The 17,470-nt window shown below is 71.9% G+C and carries 13 protein-coding genes; 5 read left to right on the top strand and 8 right to left on the bottom strand.

What is annotated here, in order from left to right; genetic code table 11:
- The first annotated feature begins 31 nt into the window (after window positions 1-31).
- A complete protein-coding gene (locus ACFWBY_RS00170; RefSeq protein ID WP_385337941.1) occupies window positions 32-1,111 on the top strand; it encodes a membrane dipeptidase in 1,080 nt (359 codons plus the stop codon).
- A 29-nt stretch (window positions 1,112-1,140) separates the two neighbouring features.
- Here ACFWBY_RS00170 and ACFWBY_RS00165 read toward each other — a convergent pair whose 3' ends face one another.
- A complete protein-coding gene (locus ACFWBY_RS00165) occupies window positions 1,141-2,469 on the bottom strand; it encodes a glycosyltransferase 87 family protein (RefSeq protein ID WP_385337944.1) in 1,329 nt (442 codons plus the stop codon).
- A 173-nt stretch (window positions 2,470-2,642) separates the two neighbouring features.
- A complete protein-coding gene (locus ACFWBY_RS00160) occupies window positions 2,643-3,986 on the bottom strand; it encodes a UDP-glucose dehydrogenase family protein (RefSeq protein ID WP_385337947.1) in 1,344 nt (447 codons plus the stop codon).
- A gap of 226 nt (window positions 3,987-4,212) precedes the next feature.
- Here ACFWBY_RS00160 and ACFWBY_RS00155 point away from each other — a divergent pair, with 226 nt between their 5' ends.
- Together ACFWBY_RS00155 and ACFWBY_RS00150 are read left to right on the top strand one after the other, a co-directional pair.
- Window positions 4,213-5,385, top strand: coding sequence for an acyl-CoA dehydrogenase family protein (locus tag ACFWBY_RS00155; RefSeq protein WP_385337950.1), 1,173 nt, complete (start codon window positions 4,213-4,215; stop codon window positions 5,383-5,385).
- A gap of 113 nt (window positions 5,386-5,498) precedes the next feature.
- Window positions 5,499-6,581, top strand: coding sequence for a sugar phosphate nucleotidyltransferase (locus ACFWBY_RS00150; protein ID WP_385337953.1), 1,083 nt, complete (start codon window positions 5,499-5,501; stop codon window positions 6,579-6,581).
- A 93-nt stretch (window positions 6,582-6,674) separates the two neighbouring features.
- Here the strand turns inward: ACFWBY_RS00150 and ACFWBY_RS00145 are convergent, their stop codons facing one another.
- Window positions 6,675-8,033: an LCP family protein gene (locus ACFWBY_RS00145; RefSeq protein ID WP_385337956.1), complete on the bottom strand. Its 1,359-nt coding sequence runs from the start codon at window positions 8,031-8,033 to the stop codon at window positions 6,675-6,677.
- A 151-nt stretch (window positions 8,034-8,184) separates the two neighbouring features.
- Here ACFWBY_RS00145 and ACFWBY_RS00140 point away from each other — a divergent pair, with 151 nt between their 5' ends.
- Window positions 8,185-8,724 carry an acyl-CoA thioesterase gene (locus ACFWBY_RS00140; RefSeq protein ID WP_385337959.1) on the top strand — a complete coding sequence of 180 codons (540 nt, stop codon included), beginning with the start codon at window positions 8,185-8,187 and terminating at the stop codon, window positions 8,722-8,724.
- A 25-nt stretch (window positions 8,725-8,749) separates the two neighbouring features.
- Here ACFWBY_RS00140 and ACFWBY_RS00135 read toward each other — a convergent pair whose 3' ends face one another.
- Window positions 8,750-10,249, bottom strand: coding sequence for an LCP family protein (locus ACFWBY_RS00135; protein ID WP_385337962.1), 1,500 nt, complete (start codon window positions 10,247-10,249; stop codon window positions 8,750-8,752).
- 175 nt (window positions 10,250-10,424) lie between these two features.
- Here ACFWBY_RS00135 and ACFWBY_RS00130 point away from each other — a divergent pair, with 175 nt between their 5' ends.
- Complete coding sequence (locus tag ACFWBY_RS00130) at window positions 10,425-11,465, top strand: glycosyltransferase family 2 protein (protein ID WP_385337965.1); 1,041 nt, start codon at window positions 10,425-10,427, stop codon at window positions 11,463-11,465.
- 88 nt (window positions 11,466-11,553) lie between these two features.
- On the opposite strand, the gene ACFWBY_RS00125 is transcribed toward ACFWBY_RS00130, so the two are convergent.
- The 4 genes from ACFWBY_RS00125 to ACFWBY_RS00110 all read right to left on the bottom strand — a co-directional run bounded on the left by ACFWBY_RS00125 (window position 11,554) and on the right by ACFWBY_RS00110 (window position 17,423).
- Complete coding sequence (locus ACFWBY_RS00125) at window positions 11,554-13,230, bottom strand: LCP family protein (RefSeq protein ID WP_385337968.1); 1,677 nt, start codon at window positions 13,228-13,230, stop codon at window positions 11,554-11,556.
- A 96-nt stretch (window positions 13,231-13,326) separates the two neighbouring features.
- Complete coding sequence (locus ACFWBY_RS00120; protein ID WP_385337971.1) at window positions 13,327-15,060, bottom strand: LCP family protein; 1,734 nt, start codon at window positions 15,058-15,060, stop codon at window positions 13,327-13,329.
- A 222-nt stretch (window positions 15,061-15,282) separates the two neighbouring features.
- Window positions 15,283-16,512, bottom strand: a complete 1,230-nt coding sequence (locus tag ACFWBY_RS00115; RefSeq protein WP_385337974.1) for an LCP family protein — start codon at window positions 16,510-16,512, stop codon at window positions 15,283-15,285.
- Window positions 16,513-16,673: 161 nt separating this feature from the next.
- Complete coding sequence (locus ACFWBY_RS00110) at window positions 16,674-17,423, bottom strand: TIGR03089 family protein (RefSeq protein WP_385337977.1); 750 nt, start codon at window positions 17,421-17,423, stop codon at window positions 16,674-16,676.
- Between the last annotated feature and the right edge of the window lie 47 nt (window positions 17,424-17,470).

Raw genomic sequence — 17,470 nt, 5'->3', positions numbered from 1 at the left:
CCCCGCTTGCGCCGAGACCGGAGCGAACGTCATGGCCGACCTGCAGGATGAACCGCAAACGAGCCCGGCGACCCCCGTGGGCCCGGGCTCCCTCGGAGCCGAGGACACTCCCGCCACCTTGATGCCGGGCGCCCTGGACCGGGCCGTCGCGCTGCTGTCCGTCCATCCCGTCGCGGACGGCTGCAACACGCTCGTCAACACCTTGCGCCAGAGCCCGTACCACGACATCGACACCCCCGACACGGGCGTCGACACCGACATCCCGCGGCTGCGCGCCGGGGGAGTGGGCGCCCAGTTCTGGTCCCTGCTGACGCCCCGCGAGGCCGCGGTCGCCGACCAGGTGGTGTCCGACACCCTCGAACAGATCGACGTGGCGCTGGCCTTGATCGGCCGTTACCCCGACAGCCTCTGCCTCGCGCTGAACGCCGACGACCTGGCGGACGCCCGCAACCGGGGCCGCATCGCCTCGTTCCTCGGCCCCGTACCCGGCCGTACGCTGACGGACTCGCTCGGCGCGCTGCGCGCCTTCCACGCGCTGGGCGTACGGATCCTCGCGCCGGCCGGAGCCGCTTGGGCCATGGAGGGCCTGACGGCCTTCGGCCACGAGGTGGTGCGCGAGACGAACCGGCTGGCGATCCTGCTCGACCTCACCGGGTGCCCGCCGACGGCGGCCTGCCAGCTGGCCGCGGCCTCCAAGGCGCCGGTGATCATCTCGCACACGGCGGCGGCCGCGCTCAATCCGCACCCGGACAACGTCACCGACGAGGTGCTGCTCGCACTGCGCGGGGCGGACGGCCTGGCGATGGTCACCTTCGACACCGCGCTGACCGGGGACTCCCTGCACGCGGTGGCCGACCACGTGGAGCACGTACGAGCCGTCGCGGGCCCGCACTGCGTGGGCCTGGGCGCCGGCTTCGGCGCCGAGCCGGGCGTCCCGAGGCCGGCGGGCCTGACCGATCCCTCGGGCTATCCGCGGCTGATCGCCGAACTACTGGATCGGGGCTGGACCGAGACCGACCTGGCCCTGTTGACCTGGGGCAACGCCCAGCGGGTGGTGCGCGACGCGGAGTTCACCGCGCGCGCCGCTCAGCACCGTAGGACGAATTCCTAGCGCTGTGACCGGGCCACGGCACTAGGGGCTCAGACGCGCGCCGGTACCCCGGACTGGACCGCCGGGGCGGGCGCGGCCCCGGCCGGGGCAGAGACGCTGGCCTTCCACAGGCGCACGCAGGACCAGACGGCGGCGTAGCCCAGCAGGCCGTTGCGCACGCACAGCAGGGCGGTGCCGAGGCCGGTGCCCGGGAGGATCTGCGAGCCGTAGGTCAGCGGGTAGATCGCCGTGCTCAGCGCGGTGGCGGCGACGATCAGCCAGGCCACCGGCCGCTGCGTGGTGTGCCGGCAGGTCAGGCAGACGGCGGCGAGGCCGACCAGCCAGATCAGGTACTGCGGGCTGAGGACGCGGCTGGTGATGGTGAAGACGAGGATCGCGCACAGCGCCGCGTCCAGCGGGGTGGCGGTCGACCAGCGCCTGGCCTTCACGCGCCACAGCAGCAGCCAGCCGAATCCGGCGACGGTGAGCGCGACGGAGAGCACGGCGACGCTGGAGACGTACGGTCCCAGGTACTCGTAGGCGCCGTAACGGACTTCGATCTTCCCGGACCAGGCGCCGACGAGCTTGCCGAACATCAGGGCCGAGCCGCCCAGCGACTCGACCTGGATGCCGCGGTTGCCCTGGTTGCCCAGGAAGCCGAGGGTGTCGCGGAAGAACACCGCGAGCACGGCGAGCAGCACGGCCGCGGCCGCCACCGCCGAGAGGACCGCGTCGCGGGTGGTCCTGCCGCGCGGGGTGCCGATCAGGGTGAGCAGCGGCCACACCTTGACCAGGGCGCCGACGCCGGCGAGGACGCCGCCGAGCTTGCGGCGGAAGCGCAGGCACAGCAGCGAGCCGACGGCGAGCAGGGTGACCTGCAGGTCGTAGCGCCCGAAGGGCAGTGACAGCAGCAGCGGCAGCGTGGTCAGCCACAGCACGGCGCCGGCCATGCTGCCGTCGCTGCGGCGGGCGGCGCGGACCAGGCCCACGGCGATGAGCGCGTCGCACACCACGGTCAGGGCGACGAAGGCCTGGAAGTAGCTGAGGAACGGCAGCAGGTCGGGCGACAGGAAGATCGCCGCGGCGGCCGGCGGGTACTGCCACATGACGTCGTCGTGGGGCATCGTCCCCGTCACGAGGACGTCGTACCAGTTGTTGTACGTCTGGGTGATCTCCACGCGCACCGAGGACGTGCCGTGCAGGTTCACCACGAGGAGGACCACCATCAGGGTCCTGGTGGCCAGCCAGAAGGCCGCCATGGCCAGGTGGCCGGCGCGCCCCCGCAGGGCCGAGTCGATGGGTCCCCGCCCGGCACGCGGGGCCGGCCCCGCTGCGCCTGCGGTGGGGCGGACAGGGCTGCTCGTGCTCGTACTGGTCATCGGCCGTGAGTCTAGCGATCCCCCGCGCACGGCCCGCCCGGCTATGGCCAACAATCCGGTGACGACATCCGGGGCGTGGCATTCCACAACGATGCGGACCGTGCGGGCGTACGGCGGGGGGCGGTCCCGGGCGGTCCCGGGCGGTCCCGGGCGGTCGGGGTCGGGCGGGACGGTCAGGCGCGGGGGCGGCCCATGGCCCGGTAGGTCCAGCCGGCGGCGCGCCAGCGGGCCGGGTCGAGGGCGTTGCGGCCGTCGAGGAGGAGCCGGTCGGTGACGACCTCGCCGAGGTCGGCCGGGTCCAGGTCGCGGAACTCGCGCCATTCGGTGAGGTGCAGGACGACTTCGGCGCCGCGGGCGGCTTCGAGGGCGGAGTCGGCGTAGCCGAGGGTGGGGAAGACGCGGCGGGCGTTGTCCATGCCCTTGGGGTCGTAGACGGTGACCTGGCCGCCCTGGAGGTGGATCTGGCCGGCGACGTTCAGGGCGGGGGAGTCGCGGACGTCGTCGGAGTCCGGCTTGAAGGTGGCGCCCAGCACCGCGACGCGCTTGCCGAGGAACGAGCCGCCGACCGCGTCGCGGGCCAGCTCGACCATGTGGCCGCGGCGGCGCATGTTGATGGAGTCGACCTCGCGCAGGAAGGTCAGGGCCTGGTCGGCGCCGAGCTCACCCGCCCGCGCCATGAAGGCGCGGATGTCCTTGGGGAGGCAGCCGCCGCCGAAGCCGATGCCGGCGCGCAGGAACTTCGCGCCGATGCGCTCGTCGTAGCCGATGGCCTCGGCCAGCTTCACCACGTCGCCGCCGGCGGCCTCGCAGACCTCGGCCATCGCGTTGATGAAGGAGATCTTCGTGGCGAGGAAGGAGTTGGCGGCGGTCTTGACGAGCTCGGCGGTGGGGAAGTCGGTGACGACCAGCGGGGTGCCCTCGCCCATGGGTGTCGCGTAGACCTCCCGCAGGAGCTTCTCGGCGCGCTCGCCGTCGACGCCGATGACGATCCGGTCGGGGTGCAGGGTGTCCTGGACGGCGAAGCCCTCGCGCAGGAACTCCGGGTTCCAGGCGAGCTCGATCTCCTCGCCGGCCGGGGCGAGCGCGGTCAGCTTGGCGGCGAGGCGCTCGGCGGACCCGACGGGCACGGTGGACTTGCCGACGACCAGGGCGGGCCGGGTCAGGTGCGGGGCGAGCGACTCCATGGCGGAATCGACGTAACTCATGTCGCAGGCGTACTCGCCGTGCTTCTGCGGGGTGTTCACACAGACGAAGTGGACGTCGCCGAAGGCGCCGACCTCCTCCCACGAGGTGGTGAAGCGCAGCCGGCCGGTGGAGCCCGGCAGCCCGGCGACGTGCGCGCCGAGCAGCTCCTCCAGTCCCGGTTCGTACATGGGCACGCGGCCGGCGGCCAGCATCGCGATCTTCTCCGGCACCACGTCCAGCCCGAGCACCTCGAACCCCAGCTCGGCCATGGCCGCGGCGTGCGTCGCGCCGAGGTATCCGGTGCCGATCACAGTGATCTTGAGGGGGGCCATGGGTGCTCCTGGAGGTGCGGGGCCGTTTGCGGCAACCGAGCATAGTCGCGCGCGGCGCCGGGGATGCATTCCGGCGGCGGCCCGGGCCCGGGCCGGTCCGCGGGACGGACGCCCCAGCTGTCACGCAACTCACGTGCGACGCCCATGTCGCGGTCGGCGGCCGGACACTAAGCTTGGGTTACTTAACGGTAGTTAGCATCACGCACCACCTGGGGAGTGAGAAATCTTGGCGGGTTCTGCCGACTTCGACCTGTACCGCCCGGCCGAGGAGCACGACATGCTCCGCGAGTCCGTCCGCGCGCTCGCCGAGGCGAAGATCATGCCCTTCGCCGCCGCGGTCGACGAGGAGTCCCGCTTCCCGCAGGAGGCACTCGACGCCCTGGTCGCCAGCGACCTGCACGCCGTCCACGTGCCCGAGACCTACGGCGGCGCGGGCGCCGACGCCCTCGCCACCGTGATCGTGATCGAGGAGGTGGCCCGCGTCTGCGCCTCCTCCTCCCTGATCCCGGCCGTCAACAAGCTCGGCTCGCTCCCGGTGATCCTCTCCGGCTCCGAGGAGCTCAAGGCCAAGTACCTCGGCCCCCTCGCCAAGGGCGACGCGATGTTCTCGTACGCGCTCTCCGAGCCGGACGCGGGCTCCGACGCCGCGGGCATGAAGACCCGCGCCGTGCGCGACGGGGACTTCTGGGTGCTCAACGGCGTCAAGCGCTGGATCACCAACGCGGGCGTCTCCGAGTACTACACGGTCATGGCCGTCACCGACCCGGAGAAGCGCTCCAAGGGCATCTCCGCCTTCGTCGTCGAGAAGTCGGACGAGGGCGTCTCCTTCGGCGCGCCCGAGAAGAAGCTCGGCATCAAGGGCTCCCCGACGCGCGAGGTCTACCTCGACAACGTCCGCATCCCCGCCGACCGCATGATCGGCGCCGAGGGCACCGGATTCGCCACCGCGATGAAGACCCTCGACCACACCCGCATCACCATCGCCGCCCAGGCGCTCGGCATCGCCCAGGGCGCCCTGGACTACGCCAAGGGCTACGTCCAGGAGCGCAAGCAGTTCGGCAAGCCGATCGGCGACTTCCAGGGCGTGCAGTTCATGCTCGCGGACATGGCCATGAAGATCGAGGCCGCCCGCCAGCTGACCTACGCGGCGGCCGCCAAGTCGGAGCGCGTCTCCGCCGGCGGCGAGAAGGAGGACCTCACCTTCTTCGGCGCCGCGGCCAAGTGCTTCGCCTCGGACGTGGCCATGGAGGTCACCACCGACGCGGTCCAGCTGCTCGGCGGCTACGGCTACACGCGGGACTACCCGGTGGAGCGAATGATGCGCGATGCGAAGATCACGCAGATTTACGAAGGAACGAACCAGGTTCAGCGGATCGTGATGGCGCGGAACCTGCCGTAACGGGCAGTGTCGCCCGGGGTGGCCCCGACAAGGGCCGCCTCGGGCCCTTGGGGGTCCCCCGGATGGGCTAGCTTTGGACCTCGTACGCCCGGAACCGGTTGGGGAGAAAGCTCATGACGGAAGCGATCCTGCTGGTCGGCGGGCAGGGGACGCGTCTGCGCCCCGTCACCGTGAACACCCCCAAGCCGATGGTTCCGGCGGCCGGTGTTCCGTTCCTCGCGCACCAGATAGCCAGGGCCGCCGCCGCCGGTGTGACACACATCGTGATGGCCACCTGCTACCTCGCCGAGGTCTTCGAGCCCTACTTCGGGGACGGCGCCGCCTTCGGCCTCACCCTCGAATACGTCGTCGAGGACGAGCCCCTGGGCACCGGCGGCGCCATCCGCAACGCCGCCGAGCGACTGACGGGCGGCCCGGACGACCCGGTCCTCGTCTTCAACGGCGACATCCTCACCGGTCTGGACATCGCCGGCCTGGTCGAGTCGCACCGGGCGGCCGACGCGGACGTCTCCCTGCACCTGGTGCGGGTCGCCGACCCGCGCGCCTTCGGCCTGGTCCCCACCGACTCCCGGGGGCGGGTGCTGGCCTTCACCGAGAAGCCGCAGACCCCCGAGGAGATCACCACCGACCAGATCAACGCCGGCTGCTACGTGTTCCGCCGCAGCGTGATCGACTCCATCCCGGCCGGCCGCTCCGTCTCCGTCGAGCGCGAGACCTTCCCCGGCCTGCTCGCCTCCGGCGCCAGGGTGCAGGGCGTCACCGAGAACACGTACTGGCTGGACCTCGGCAAGCCCGAGTCCTTCGTCCAGGCCTCGGCCGACCTCGTACGCGGCGTCGTCTCCTCCCCGGCCGTCCCCGGCCCCCGCGGCGAGGCCCTGGTCCTCCCGGGCGCCGAGGTGGCGGCGTGCGCGGTGCTCTCGGGCGGAACCGTCGTCGGGGCGGGCGCCCGCATCGGAGCCGGAGCGGTCGTCGACGGCTCCATCGTGCTCGACGGCGCGAGCGTGGGCCCGGACACCCGGGTGAGCGCCAGCCTGATCGGCGAGGGCGCCTCCGTCGGGCCGCGGACCGTGCTGGACTGCGCCGTCGTCGGCGACGGAGCCGTCGTCGGGGCGGACAACGAGCTGCGCGCCGGAGTGCGGGTGTGGTGCGGGGCCGAGGTGCCGGCCGCCGCGGTCCGCTTCTCCTCGGACCGCTGACGGCTCCGGCCGACTGCTGACGGGCGCTCCGCCGACTGCTGACGGCCGCTCCGCCGGCCGCTGCGGGCCGGCGCCGCGCTCCACCGTCCGCGGTCAGTTCCCGCGGACGGTGACCTTCTCGTCCTTCTGGATCTGCTGGACCAGCTGCTGCACCTTCGCCTTGTCCCAGACGAGGTTGCCGCCGCGCTGCCCGGAGATCGGCATGTTCATCGAGACGCCGTCACCGCCGCTGATCCCCTTCATCGCGAAGAACATCCGCCCCATGTCCCACAGCGACATGTCCTTGTCCACGATCAGTGTGTCCAGGCCCGCGCCCAGCACCGGATACAGCGAGAACGGGTTCAGGAGCGTCGACGGGGTGGCCGCCTGGCTCGCCAGCGCCGACAGGAACTTCTGCTGGTTCTTGGTCCGCTGCAGGTCCGACTCGGCGAAGGCGTAGCGGGTGCGTACGTAGGCCAGCGACTGCTCGCCGTTCAGCGTCTGCGTGCCCTCCTTGAAGTCGGCCCCCGACTTCTCGTCCTTGAACCCCTTCTCGATGTTCAGCTCCACCCCGCCCAGCGCGTCCACGATGTTCGCGAAGCCGGCGAAGCCGATCTCCGCGTAGTGGTCGATGCGCAGGCCGGTGTTGAACTCCACCGTCCGCACCAGCAGCTCGGGGCCGTCCTCGGCGTACGCCGCGTTCAGCTTGGTCCGCTTGCCGGTGCCCGCGAACTTCTTGCCCGACTCCGAGCCGACGAAGGAGGGGATCTCCACGTCCGAGTCGCGCGGCAGGGAGACCATCGTGTTCCCGCTGGAGCACTTGGCCAGGATCATCATCGAGTCGGTCCGCTTGCCCTCGGCGGAACCCGTGTGGAGCTTCTTCTTCTCCTCGGCGGACATGCCCTCGCGGCTGTCGGAGCCCACGATCAGGTAGGTCGTGCAGTCGCCCTCCTTCGGGCGCTCGATGACCTTGGAGAGGTCCACCTCGCGGCGCACGTTGGAGTCGGCCCAGAAGTAGGTGCCGATGCCCGTCACGATCAGGCCCGAGAGCAGCACGATGGAGCCGACCCGGATCCGCTTGCGCCAGTCCGGGGCCCCTCCCGCCGGTCTGCCCGGTCCACGCCTGCCCGGCCCGGCCGGCGGCCGCGGCGGACCGCCCTGGCCGCCGCCGGGGCTGCCGTAGACCTGGCCGGTGTTGTAACCGCTGTCGTAGCCGCCGCTGTCGTGGCGCGAGCCGTCCTGCTGCCCCGGTACGTACGCGGGCCGCGCGCCCGGACCGGGAGCGACCGGCGGCCGCGCGGGCCCGCGCGGGGGCTGGGAGGGCTGCTGCCCGGGCACCGGCGGGCCGGGCCGCTGGACGTGCCGCATCCGCCGTGCGCCCTCCGGCTGCGCCTGGCCGCTGCCGCGTCCGTACCCGTCATCGCGGCGGCCGCGCTCGCCCTGCCCGCCGCTCAACCCGTCCCAGTCACTCATGCGCCCTAGAATGCCTGGCCGTGCCGCCCGCGGAACAGCCCGGGAGGGTGTTCGTACCGGTGCTGTTGCAGAGCTGATGCCCCGGCGCCGCCTTGAGGGGGCCCGCGCCTTCTCCCGCGGTGATCCGGGAGCCACCGCCTAAGGTGGCTGTATGACACAGATACCCGGCGAGCCGGCGGGGAAGACGATCTCGGCTTCCCGCACCACCCTCAGCCACATCATGACCGCCAACGACACCAACCTCCTCGGCACCGTGCACGGCGGCGTGATCATGAAGCTGGTCGACGACGCCGCCGGCGCCGTGGCGGGCCGCCACTCCGGCGGCCCGGCCGTCACCGCGTCCATGGACGAGATGGCCTTCCTCGCCCCGGTCAGGGTCGGCGACCTCGTGCACGTGAAGGCCCAGTGCAACTGGACGGGCCGCTCCTCCATGGAGATCGGCGTACGCGTCCTCGCGGAGCGGTGGAACGAGTCGACCCCCGCCACCCAGGTGGGCAGCGCCTACCTCGTCTTCACCGCCGTCGACTCCGAGGGCAAGCCCCGCCAGGTTCCGCCGGTCCTCCCGGAGACCGAACAGGACGAGCGGCGCTACCAGGAGGCCCAGATCCGCCGCACCCACCGCCTCGCCCGCCGCCGCGCGATCATGGAGCTGCGCGAACAGCGGGCCGCCCAGGGCTTCGACGAGCTCTGAGCGACCCGGGGGCCACCGCCCGCGGCTACTGCGCGCAGACCACCTGGTCCCCGGTGACCACACCGAATTCGCCCTGGTGCGGCTCCTCCGCGCGCACCGGCACCACCTTGCGGTAGTCGGCGCCCGCGATCACCACGACGGTCCGTCCCTGCCCCGGCACGGCCCGCAGCACGCTGCCGGGCAGCGCGGTGGACACCGTACGGGCCGAGCGGTCCCAGCGCGGGTCGTACGTGATCACCGTGCGCTTGACCTCACGGCTCGCGCCGTTGCCCGGCGCCCGCGTGGTGTCGAAACCGGTGGCGCGCAACGCCGAGTCCACCCGGGTGCCCAGCCCGTCGATCCTGGTGCCGTTCTCGACCTGTACCCGGACCTGCTGCGGGGCCACGTCCACCGGCAGGGCGGGCTGCGGGCGCACGGGCCGGCCGGCGGAGGGCGCCGGGGCCAGCGGGCGGTCGTCGCGCAGCGCCTCGAAGAGCTTCGCGGCCTTCGCCTCGTCCCACTTCACGGTGGAGCCGATGCCCTTGACCGGGTAGGAGGCGTTGCCGATGGGCACCGAGGCGAACTCCGAGGAGGAGGGGGTGAAGTCGCGCATCGCCTGCCCGAGCGCGAGCATCTGCTGCGAGCCGAAGCCCTTGTCGGCGCGGACCGAGCCGAGGAGGGTGGAGCTGACCTCCTTGAACTTGACCGGGTTGAGCAGTACCCCGCTGCCGGTGGCCTGTTTGATCAGGGCGGCGACGAACCGCTGCTGGCGCTGCATGCGGCCGATGTCCGAGGCCCCGTCGACATGGCGCGAGCGCACGTACTGCAAGGCCTGGCCGCCGGTGAGGCGGTGGGTGCCGGGGAGCAGGTCGAGGCCGGTGTTGGAGTCGTGCATGGTCTTGGCGGTGCAGATGTCCACGCCGCCCATCGCGTCGACCGTCTTGATGAAGCTGGTGAAGTCGACCTCCAGGTAGTGGTCGATCTTCACGCGGGTCATGCTCTCGACGGTGCGCACGGTCAGGTTCGGCCCGCCCTCGGCATAGGCGGCGTTGAGCTTCACTGGGTGGGCCCCGTGCTGCTTGCCGCCGGCCTCGTCCAGGTGCGGGGGCAGTTGCACGTAGCTGTCGCGGGGCAGGCTGACCACGCTCGCCCGGCTCCGGTCCGCCGAGAGGTGCACGAGCATGACGGTGTCGGTGCAGTGGCAGGGCGCCCCGCCGAGGCGGTACTCGCGCTTCTCCTCCGCGGTGATCTTGTCGCGGCCGTCGGTGCCGACGAGCAGGAAGTTCACCCCGTGTCCTGCCTGCGGGCGGTTCTTCATGTCCTTGAAGGGGTCCACCCGCTGGATTCCGGTGTCCAGTCCGGTCATCACCGCGTGCCCCAGGGCGCCGGAGCCCAGGACGACCACCGACAGCCCGGCCGCGAGCCGGACCCCCCAGCGGGGCTTGTCCGCCCGGCGTCTGACCGGACCGCCGGACCGCGGCGCGCGCTGCGTCGGCCGGGCGGGCCGGGCGGGCAGGGGTCGGGTGGGACGGTGCGGCTGGGGCACGGGGGACACCTCCGCGGGGCAGCAGGGCAGTGGGTCGGAACTCACCGCACATTCGGCTGATTCGTCAGAACAGTAGGTCCATACGATCAGCCTCTGTCCGTACCGCTCATCCGGCGCGCACCTGGTTCCCCCGTACGCGGTAACGTGACACCGATACCCGACCTCGAAGGACCACATGCCCGCCCAGCAGCCCGCAGTCTCGGTGATCATGCCGGTACTCAACGAAGAGCGCCATCTGCGCGACTCGGTCCGTCACATCCTCGGCCAGGAGTACGGGGGTGAGATGGAGGTGGTGATCGCGCTCGGGCCGTCCACGGACCGTACCGACGAGATCGCCGCCGAGCTGGTACGCGAGACCGCGTCCAACAAGAACGCCCGCGTCCACACCGTGCCGAATCCCACCGGCCGCACCCCCGCCGCCCTCAACGCGGCCATCGGAGCCTCGCGCCATCCGATCGTGGTGCGCGTGGACGGCCACGGCATGCTCTCCCAGAACTACATCGCCACCGCGGTCCGCCTCCTGGAGGAGACCGGGGCGCAGAACGTCGGCGGCATCATGCACGCCGAGGGCGAGAACGCCTGGGAGGACGCCGTCGCCGCCGCGATGACCTCGCGGATCGGCGTCGGCAACGCGGCCTTCCACACCGGCGGCAAGGCCGGCCCGGCCGACACCGTGTACCTCGGGGTGTTCCGCCGCGAGGCGCTGGAGAAGGCCGGCGGCTACAACGTGGAGTTCATCCGTGCCCAGGACTGGGAGCTGAACTTCCGCATCCGCGAGGCCGGCGGGCTCATCTGGTTCTCGCCGGAGCTGAAGGTCCAGTACCGCCCGCGGCCCTCGGTGCGGGCGCTCGCCAAGCAGTACAAGGACTACGGGCGCTGGCGCCACGTGGTGGCCCGGTACCACGCGGGCTCCATCAACCTGCGCTACCTCGCGGCTCCGGCCGCCGTCTGCGCGATCGCCGCGGGCGTGGTCGTCGGCGCGGTCGTCACCCCCTGGGCCTTCGTCCTCCCGGCCGGCTACCTCGCGGCGATCACCGCCGGGTCCGTCCCGGCCGGCAAGGGCCTCTCGGTCGCGGCCCGGCTGCGGATCCCCCTCGCCCTGGCGACCATGCACGTGTGCTGGGGCTACGGCTTCCTGACCAGCCCGCGCTCGCTCGCCGCCAAGGTCATCGCGAGCCGCCGCCCGTCGGTGAGCCGGGACCCGGCCGGGCTCTGAGCTCCGGGCACGCGGAGCGCGTACGCGAAAGGGGTGACCCGGTCCGGGCGGACCGGGTCACCCCTTTCGCATGACCGCGCCGTCTCGGCTACCAGCGGTATGGCTTGTAGATGTCCATGCAGCTGGTGTCCGTGCCGTTGAGCACCTCGGCCGACTCCGGGACCGCGCCGGCCTCGGGCGCGGGCGCCTGCGGGTAGACGTTGCCCTCACGCCAGTCCGCGCCCACCACGACGGTGATCTTGGCTACCGCGGCCGACTTCTGCACCGATCCGCCCGGGATCCCGAGCGCCGCCGCCACGCTCTGCGCGTCGGCCGCCTGGGCGTCCGTCGCGTAGCGGACGACCGTGGTCTTCTCCGGGGTGAGCGTGCTGTCCGCCTTGGCGAGCGCGAACCCCTTGGAGACCAGCTGGCCCATGACGGCCGTGGCCCGCTTGCCGACCGGGGCCGCCCCGACCCCCGTGCCGTTGACCACGTTCACGGCGATCTTCGCCGGGTCGGTCTGCGGGGCCTTGGAGGGCTCGGTGGCCGGCGCGGAGGGGGAACCGCCCGGGCTCGGCTGGCCGCTCTCGGCCGGAGCGGCCGGGTCGCCGTTGGCGTCCATGGCGACGTCCTTGCGGAGCATCGTCCACATCTTCTCGGCGTCCGCGGTGTTGACGACCAGCCGGTTCTTGTCCCCCGGGGCTTCCAGCAGCGGGATCGTGGTCATCGTGATGCGGTTGACCGGTACGTCCTTGAGCGCGAGGGCGAGGTCGAGGAGCTTCTTGACCGACCCGATCTCCTCCGACACCTCCAGCGACTTCGTCGCCGCCTCCGCCAGGCTCGTCAGGCGCGGGATGTCGGTGAAGGCGTTCTGGCCCTTGAGCCCGCGCATCATCGAGTTCATGTACATGTGCTGCGCCTTGGCCCGGCCCATGTCACTTCCGAAGGCGTGCCGGGTGCGCAGCCACTGGAGCGCCTGCTCGCCCTGGACCCTGGTCGTGCCCGCCTTCAGCTTGAGGCCGGAACCGCCCGTCCCCGAACCCGGCTCCGAAGTGTCGAAGACGTTCTGGTTGACGCAGACGTCGACGCCGCCGATCGCGTCGGCCATCCTCACGACACCGGAGAAGTCGATCGTCATCCAGTGGTCGATGTAGACGTTGGTCAGCTTCTCCCAGGTGGCCAGGGTGCAGCCGGCGCCCCCGCGTCCGAGGCTCTGGTCGATCGTCGCCCTGATGGCCTTGGACTTCTTGCCCGTCTTGGGATCGGTGCACTCCGGGATCTCCACGATGGTGTCGCGCGGAACGGAGGTGACCGAGGCGTTCTTCCGGTCGGCCGAGACGTGGATCAGCATCTGCACGTCGGCCCGCGCGGGCGAGTCGACGGTGTCCCAGCCCCCGCCGAGTTCCAGGTTCTCCGGCTTGTCGCGGCTGTCGGAGCCGAGCATCAGGATGTTGATCGGCCGCCGGCCGGAGGCGTCGGCCTCGCCTTTGGCCACCCCGGTGTCGCCGCTCAGGCGCTGGCCGCTGCGGATGTTGGCGTTGAGGTGGCGGTAGTAGAGGTAACCCGCGGCCGCCGTCCCGAGTATGAGCAGCGCCATGGCGAAGGCGATCCGGCGCAGTACGCGCCGCCGTCGGCTCCGGGTCGGGCGCTTGCCGCCGCCGCGGCGGCGGTGGCCGGAGCCGGACCGCGGCGCGGGCACGGCGGCGCCCGTCCCCGTACCGCCGCCGGGTATGGCGTCGCCGGACCGGGCCGACGCTCCCTCCCCTTGCACGCTGCTGTGCCTCACACGTACCCCCCTCAAGATCATTTCTGTATGATGCCGGTCCGGTCCGTCCGGAACGTCATCGCGCGGCCGCGGGCGCCACGGGGGCGGCCCGGCGCGTTACTTGGCGCAGACGGCCTTGTCCGCCTCGACCCGCTGCACGCCCTCGGGCGCCTTCTGCGGGGCCGTCAGCGAAACCCCCGCCCCCTTGAAGTCCGCGCCGAGCGTCAGCTTCATCGGCGTTTTCGGCCCGGCGTCGGCCGTGCCCATCTTCAGTGCCGTCGCGGGCAGCCCCATCATGTCCGCCAGCGTCCGTGCCTGGTCCGCCTGGTTGGGCGCGTACTCCAGCTGGGTGGTCTCCACCTTGGCGGGCGCGTTGCCCAAGTTGCTGGACTTCGGCACCCCCTTGGTGTTCTGGAGCCAGTTCAGCGTGCCCGAGGCCGACCCCGCGGGGCCGCCGCCGTTGTAGACGTCGACGCGAACGTCCTTGGCCGGCGCGCGGGCGCCCTGTAGCAGCGCGTCCATTTTGGCCTGCGCGTCGGCGGCGGCCGCGTCCTTCGCGGCCTGCTCCTTCTGCTCGACCTCCGTGAGCGAGACGTCCCCGCGGATCATCTGCAGCAGCGGATCGGCCTGCGCCGGATTGACCACGACGGTGGACTTGACCTTCTCCGCCGGATTGTCGAGCACCGGAAGCGTGGTGAAGGTGATGTTCTTGAGATCGATGTTCTTCAACTCGCCCGCGAGTTCGGTGAGTTTGTCGATCGACCCTATGCCGGAGTCCACGCTCAGCGACTTGGTGGCCGCCTCGGCGAGGGAGAAGAACTTCTGCGGACTCGTCAGCGTCTGCTTCGACTTCATCTCGCGCATCATCGAGCTCAGGAACTGCTGCTGGGTCTTGATGCGGTCGAGGTCGCTCTCGTTGCCGAAGGCGTGCCGCGTCCGTACGAAGGCCAGCGCCTGCTCGCCCTCCAGCCGGTGCTCGCCCGCGGACAGCTTGAGCTGGGAGTCCTTGTCGTCGACGGCCTTCTCCACGCAGACCGGTACCCCGCCCACCGCCGTGCTCAGGTTCTTCACCGCGTTGAAGTCGGCCATCATGAAGTGGTCGACCTGGACCCCGGTGAGCTCCTTGACCGTGCGCATCGTGCAGCCGGGGTCGCGCCCCGCCTGCCCGAGGCTGGTGTTGAAACGGACCCCGCGCTCGGCGGCGATGTTCTTCACCGAGCCGTCCGGCTGCTTCGTCGGACAGGCCGGCACGTTGGTGATCAGATCGCGCGGGATCGACAGCGCGGTGGCGTTGGAGCGGTCCTTGGCGACGTGGAAGAGGATCGTGGTGTCGGCGTGGCCGACGCTGCCCGCGTCCCCGTACCCCTCGTTGCCCGCACCGCTTCGCTTGTCGGTGCCGATGACCAGGATGTTGATCGCCTGGTCCTTCTTGAAGCCGCCGCTCGTACCGGCGTCACCGACGTCGGTCACCGTGAGGTTGCCGTTCAGGTGGTCGTAGTAGAGGTACGCCGCCACCGAGCCGCCGACCAGCAGGAACGCCAGGGTCCCGCCGGTCGCGACGAGGATCTTCTTGCGGCGTCCGCCGCCGTCCTTGCGCGAACGGCCACCGCGCCGGCCTCCGCCGGGAGGGCCTTCGCCGCGGCGCGGTCCGGGAACGGCCGGGGAGGGGGAGGCGGGGGATCCGGGAGCGGCGGGAGCCCTGCGGGGCGTCGCGCGGGGCGCGGGGCGCCGGGAGGACGCTTGCGCAGCGGAATGGTCCAGTCGCAGTTCGTAGTTGCCGGTGCGGGGGTTGAGCACCCACTGGTCTGCGGGGTCGATCTCGTCGGCCCGTCCACGGCTTTGCGCATCCACGGTTTGCTCGAATCCTCCGTCGGTGCTTCGCGACGCGCCTCCCCAGGACGCCCGGTCTACGATCCGGCTGCTGGCGCGCGGCCTCTGTGCTGGCCGGGCGCCGGATCGCTCACCTTATCCGGACAGCTCCGTCGCAAACCATGCTGGTGATGCATTCCACGCCCTTACAACGGGGCAATCACCCCAACAAGCTCGGCTCGGTCACCGGCTTTTGGGATTGCTTTACCGGCAATCGGCAATGCCCGCCGTCGTACCGGTGAAAGTGGGGACGGGCGTGGGGCCGTCCGTGGTTCCCCGGCCCTCCGCGGGTTCCCGCGCGGCGTCCGGGTCGTCGCCGTCTCCGTCGCCCTGCCCCGCCGGCTCGCTCTCGGGCTGGGGCGTGGGGGAGGGCGGGGCTATGGTCAGCGGCTCGTCCGCCGACAGCCGCCGGAACAGCTGGCCCGCGTCCGGCTCCCGCAGCTCGTCCCGGTTCGGGTCGCCGGCGTACGGCTTGCGCGGCACGGTGAGGAACTTGACCTGGTCCGTCGGGATGTCGCGCACCCCCCGGACGAGTTCGTACAGCCCCCGCAGCGAGGCGAGCCCGGGGTCCGTGGTCACCGAGGATGTCGCCGCGTCCAGCAGCGGGTACAGCCGCCCGGGATTGAGCAGCACGCCGTTGCTCTGCACCTTCTTCACGAGCGACCCGAGGAAGAGCTGCTGGCGCTCCATCCGCTCGGTGTCGCTGCCGTTGCCCAGGCTGTAGCGGGCCCGTACGAAGCCCAGCGCCTGCTCGCCCTGGAGGGTCTGCCGGCCGGCCGGCAGCCTCAGCTTCGCCTCCGTGTCGTCCATGGGCCGCTTCAGGCAGACCTCCACCCCGCCGATGGCGTCCACCATCTTCTTGAAGCCGCTGAAGTCCACCACCATGTGGTGATCGATCCGGATCCCGGTCAGCTTCTCGACCGTACGGATCGTGCAGGCGGTCCCACCCCACTGGAACGCCCAGTTGAACTGGGCGAACTGCTCGCTGGTGCGTCTGCCGTCCTTCATCAGGCACGCCGGTATCTGCGTCATCAGGTCCCGGGGCACCGACACCGCCGTCGCGCTCTTCCGGTCCGCCGGCAGGTGCAGCAGGATCGTGGTGTCCGAGCGCTGCGAGCCCTGGTCCTGCCCGTAGCGGGCGTTGCCCGCGCCGGTGCGCGAGTCCGAGCCGATCAGCAGGATGTTCTGGGTCCCGCCCGCCTGGTGTGCCGGGCGCTCCTTCTCGTAGCGCCGCAGCTCGGCGGCGGCGGAGGTGTCCTCGACGATGTTCCCGTCGAGCTTGGTGTAGACCCACCAGCCGGCGCCCGTTCCGGCGAGGACCAGCAGGGCCATCCCGAGTCCGGTCCAGCGCAGCAGGCGGCGCCGGCGGCTCTGCGGAGGCTTGGTGCCTCCGGCCGCTCCGGTGCCGCCCGGTATGCCCGCGCTGTCCCTCACTCGTGTCCGTCCCCTCGTACCGGCGGGCCGCACGGGTGGGTACGGCCTGTGCCGATCCTGCCCCCGGGCGCTCTCCGCGGCCCGGGGGCACGGCCCTGTCTAGAGCCATACGGGTGACAGATCGCCCGTATCCGACGTTGGGTGCAGTGGGTGACGGCCGACTACGCGCTGTGAGTGACGCGCTCGCTCTCGATCCTCTGGGCCAGGGCCTCGGCCGACAGCCGGTCCGCGTTGCGGCACAGCACCACGGAGCCGCCCGTCGCCAGGGCCGCGTACAGCCCCGCCGAGAGCCCTTCCCAGCTGTCGTAGCCCAGCGGGGACAGCGTGCGCGAGCCCTCGCCGAGGCCGCGCCCGGCGGCGTCCGTGCGGGCCCGCTCCACGATCCCCGCGTACGAGAGCTCCTCGCCGCCCACCACCAGCCCCGGCCCGTCCGCGTCCACCGGCTGGAAGGGGGCGAACCGGTCGCCCTGCCCCGGGACCTCCACGGCGTAGTCCGCGAACCCGGCCGGCGGCTGCGGGAAGCGCCCGCCCAGCGGCCTCAGTGCGAGCGCGACCCGCTCTCCGGAGCACGCGGCGGCCTCCTGGAGGGTGTCCGGCCCGCTCACCACGAGGTCGGCGCCGGCCGGGTCCCCGCCCACCTCGGCGACGACCCCGATGGAGGCGCAGGCGAGCAGCCACACGGCGCTCTGCCAGTGCGCCGGCAGCAGCAGGGCGAGCCGGTCGCCGGGCTCGGCGCCCAGGTCGCCCTGGAGCAGATTGGCGGTCTTGGCCACCCAATTGGCGAAGGTGGCGACGGACAATTCGACGCGCTCGCCGGTGGCGTCGTCGTAAAAGGTGACGAGCGGGCGGCCGGGATCGCCGGCGAGCGCGGATCGCAGCAGGTCGGCAGGGGTGCGGTCAGTGGCGTTCACGGATCAGAGCCTACGCGGGCCCCTCCGCCGTACGGCGGCAGCGCGAT

The sequence above is a fragment of the Streptomyces sp. NPDC060049 genome (assembly GCF_042736715.1).
GTDB lineage: Bacteria > Actinomycetota > Actinomycetes > Streptomycetales > Streptomycetaceae > Streptomyces.
The sequence above is the reverse complement of the archived record's forward strand: the minus strand, read 5'-3'. Positions and strand labels throughout refer to the sequence as shown.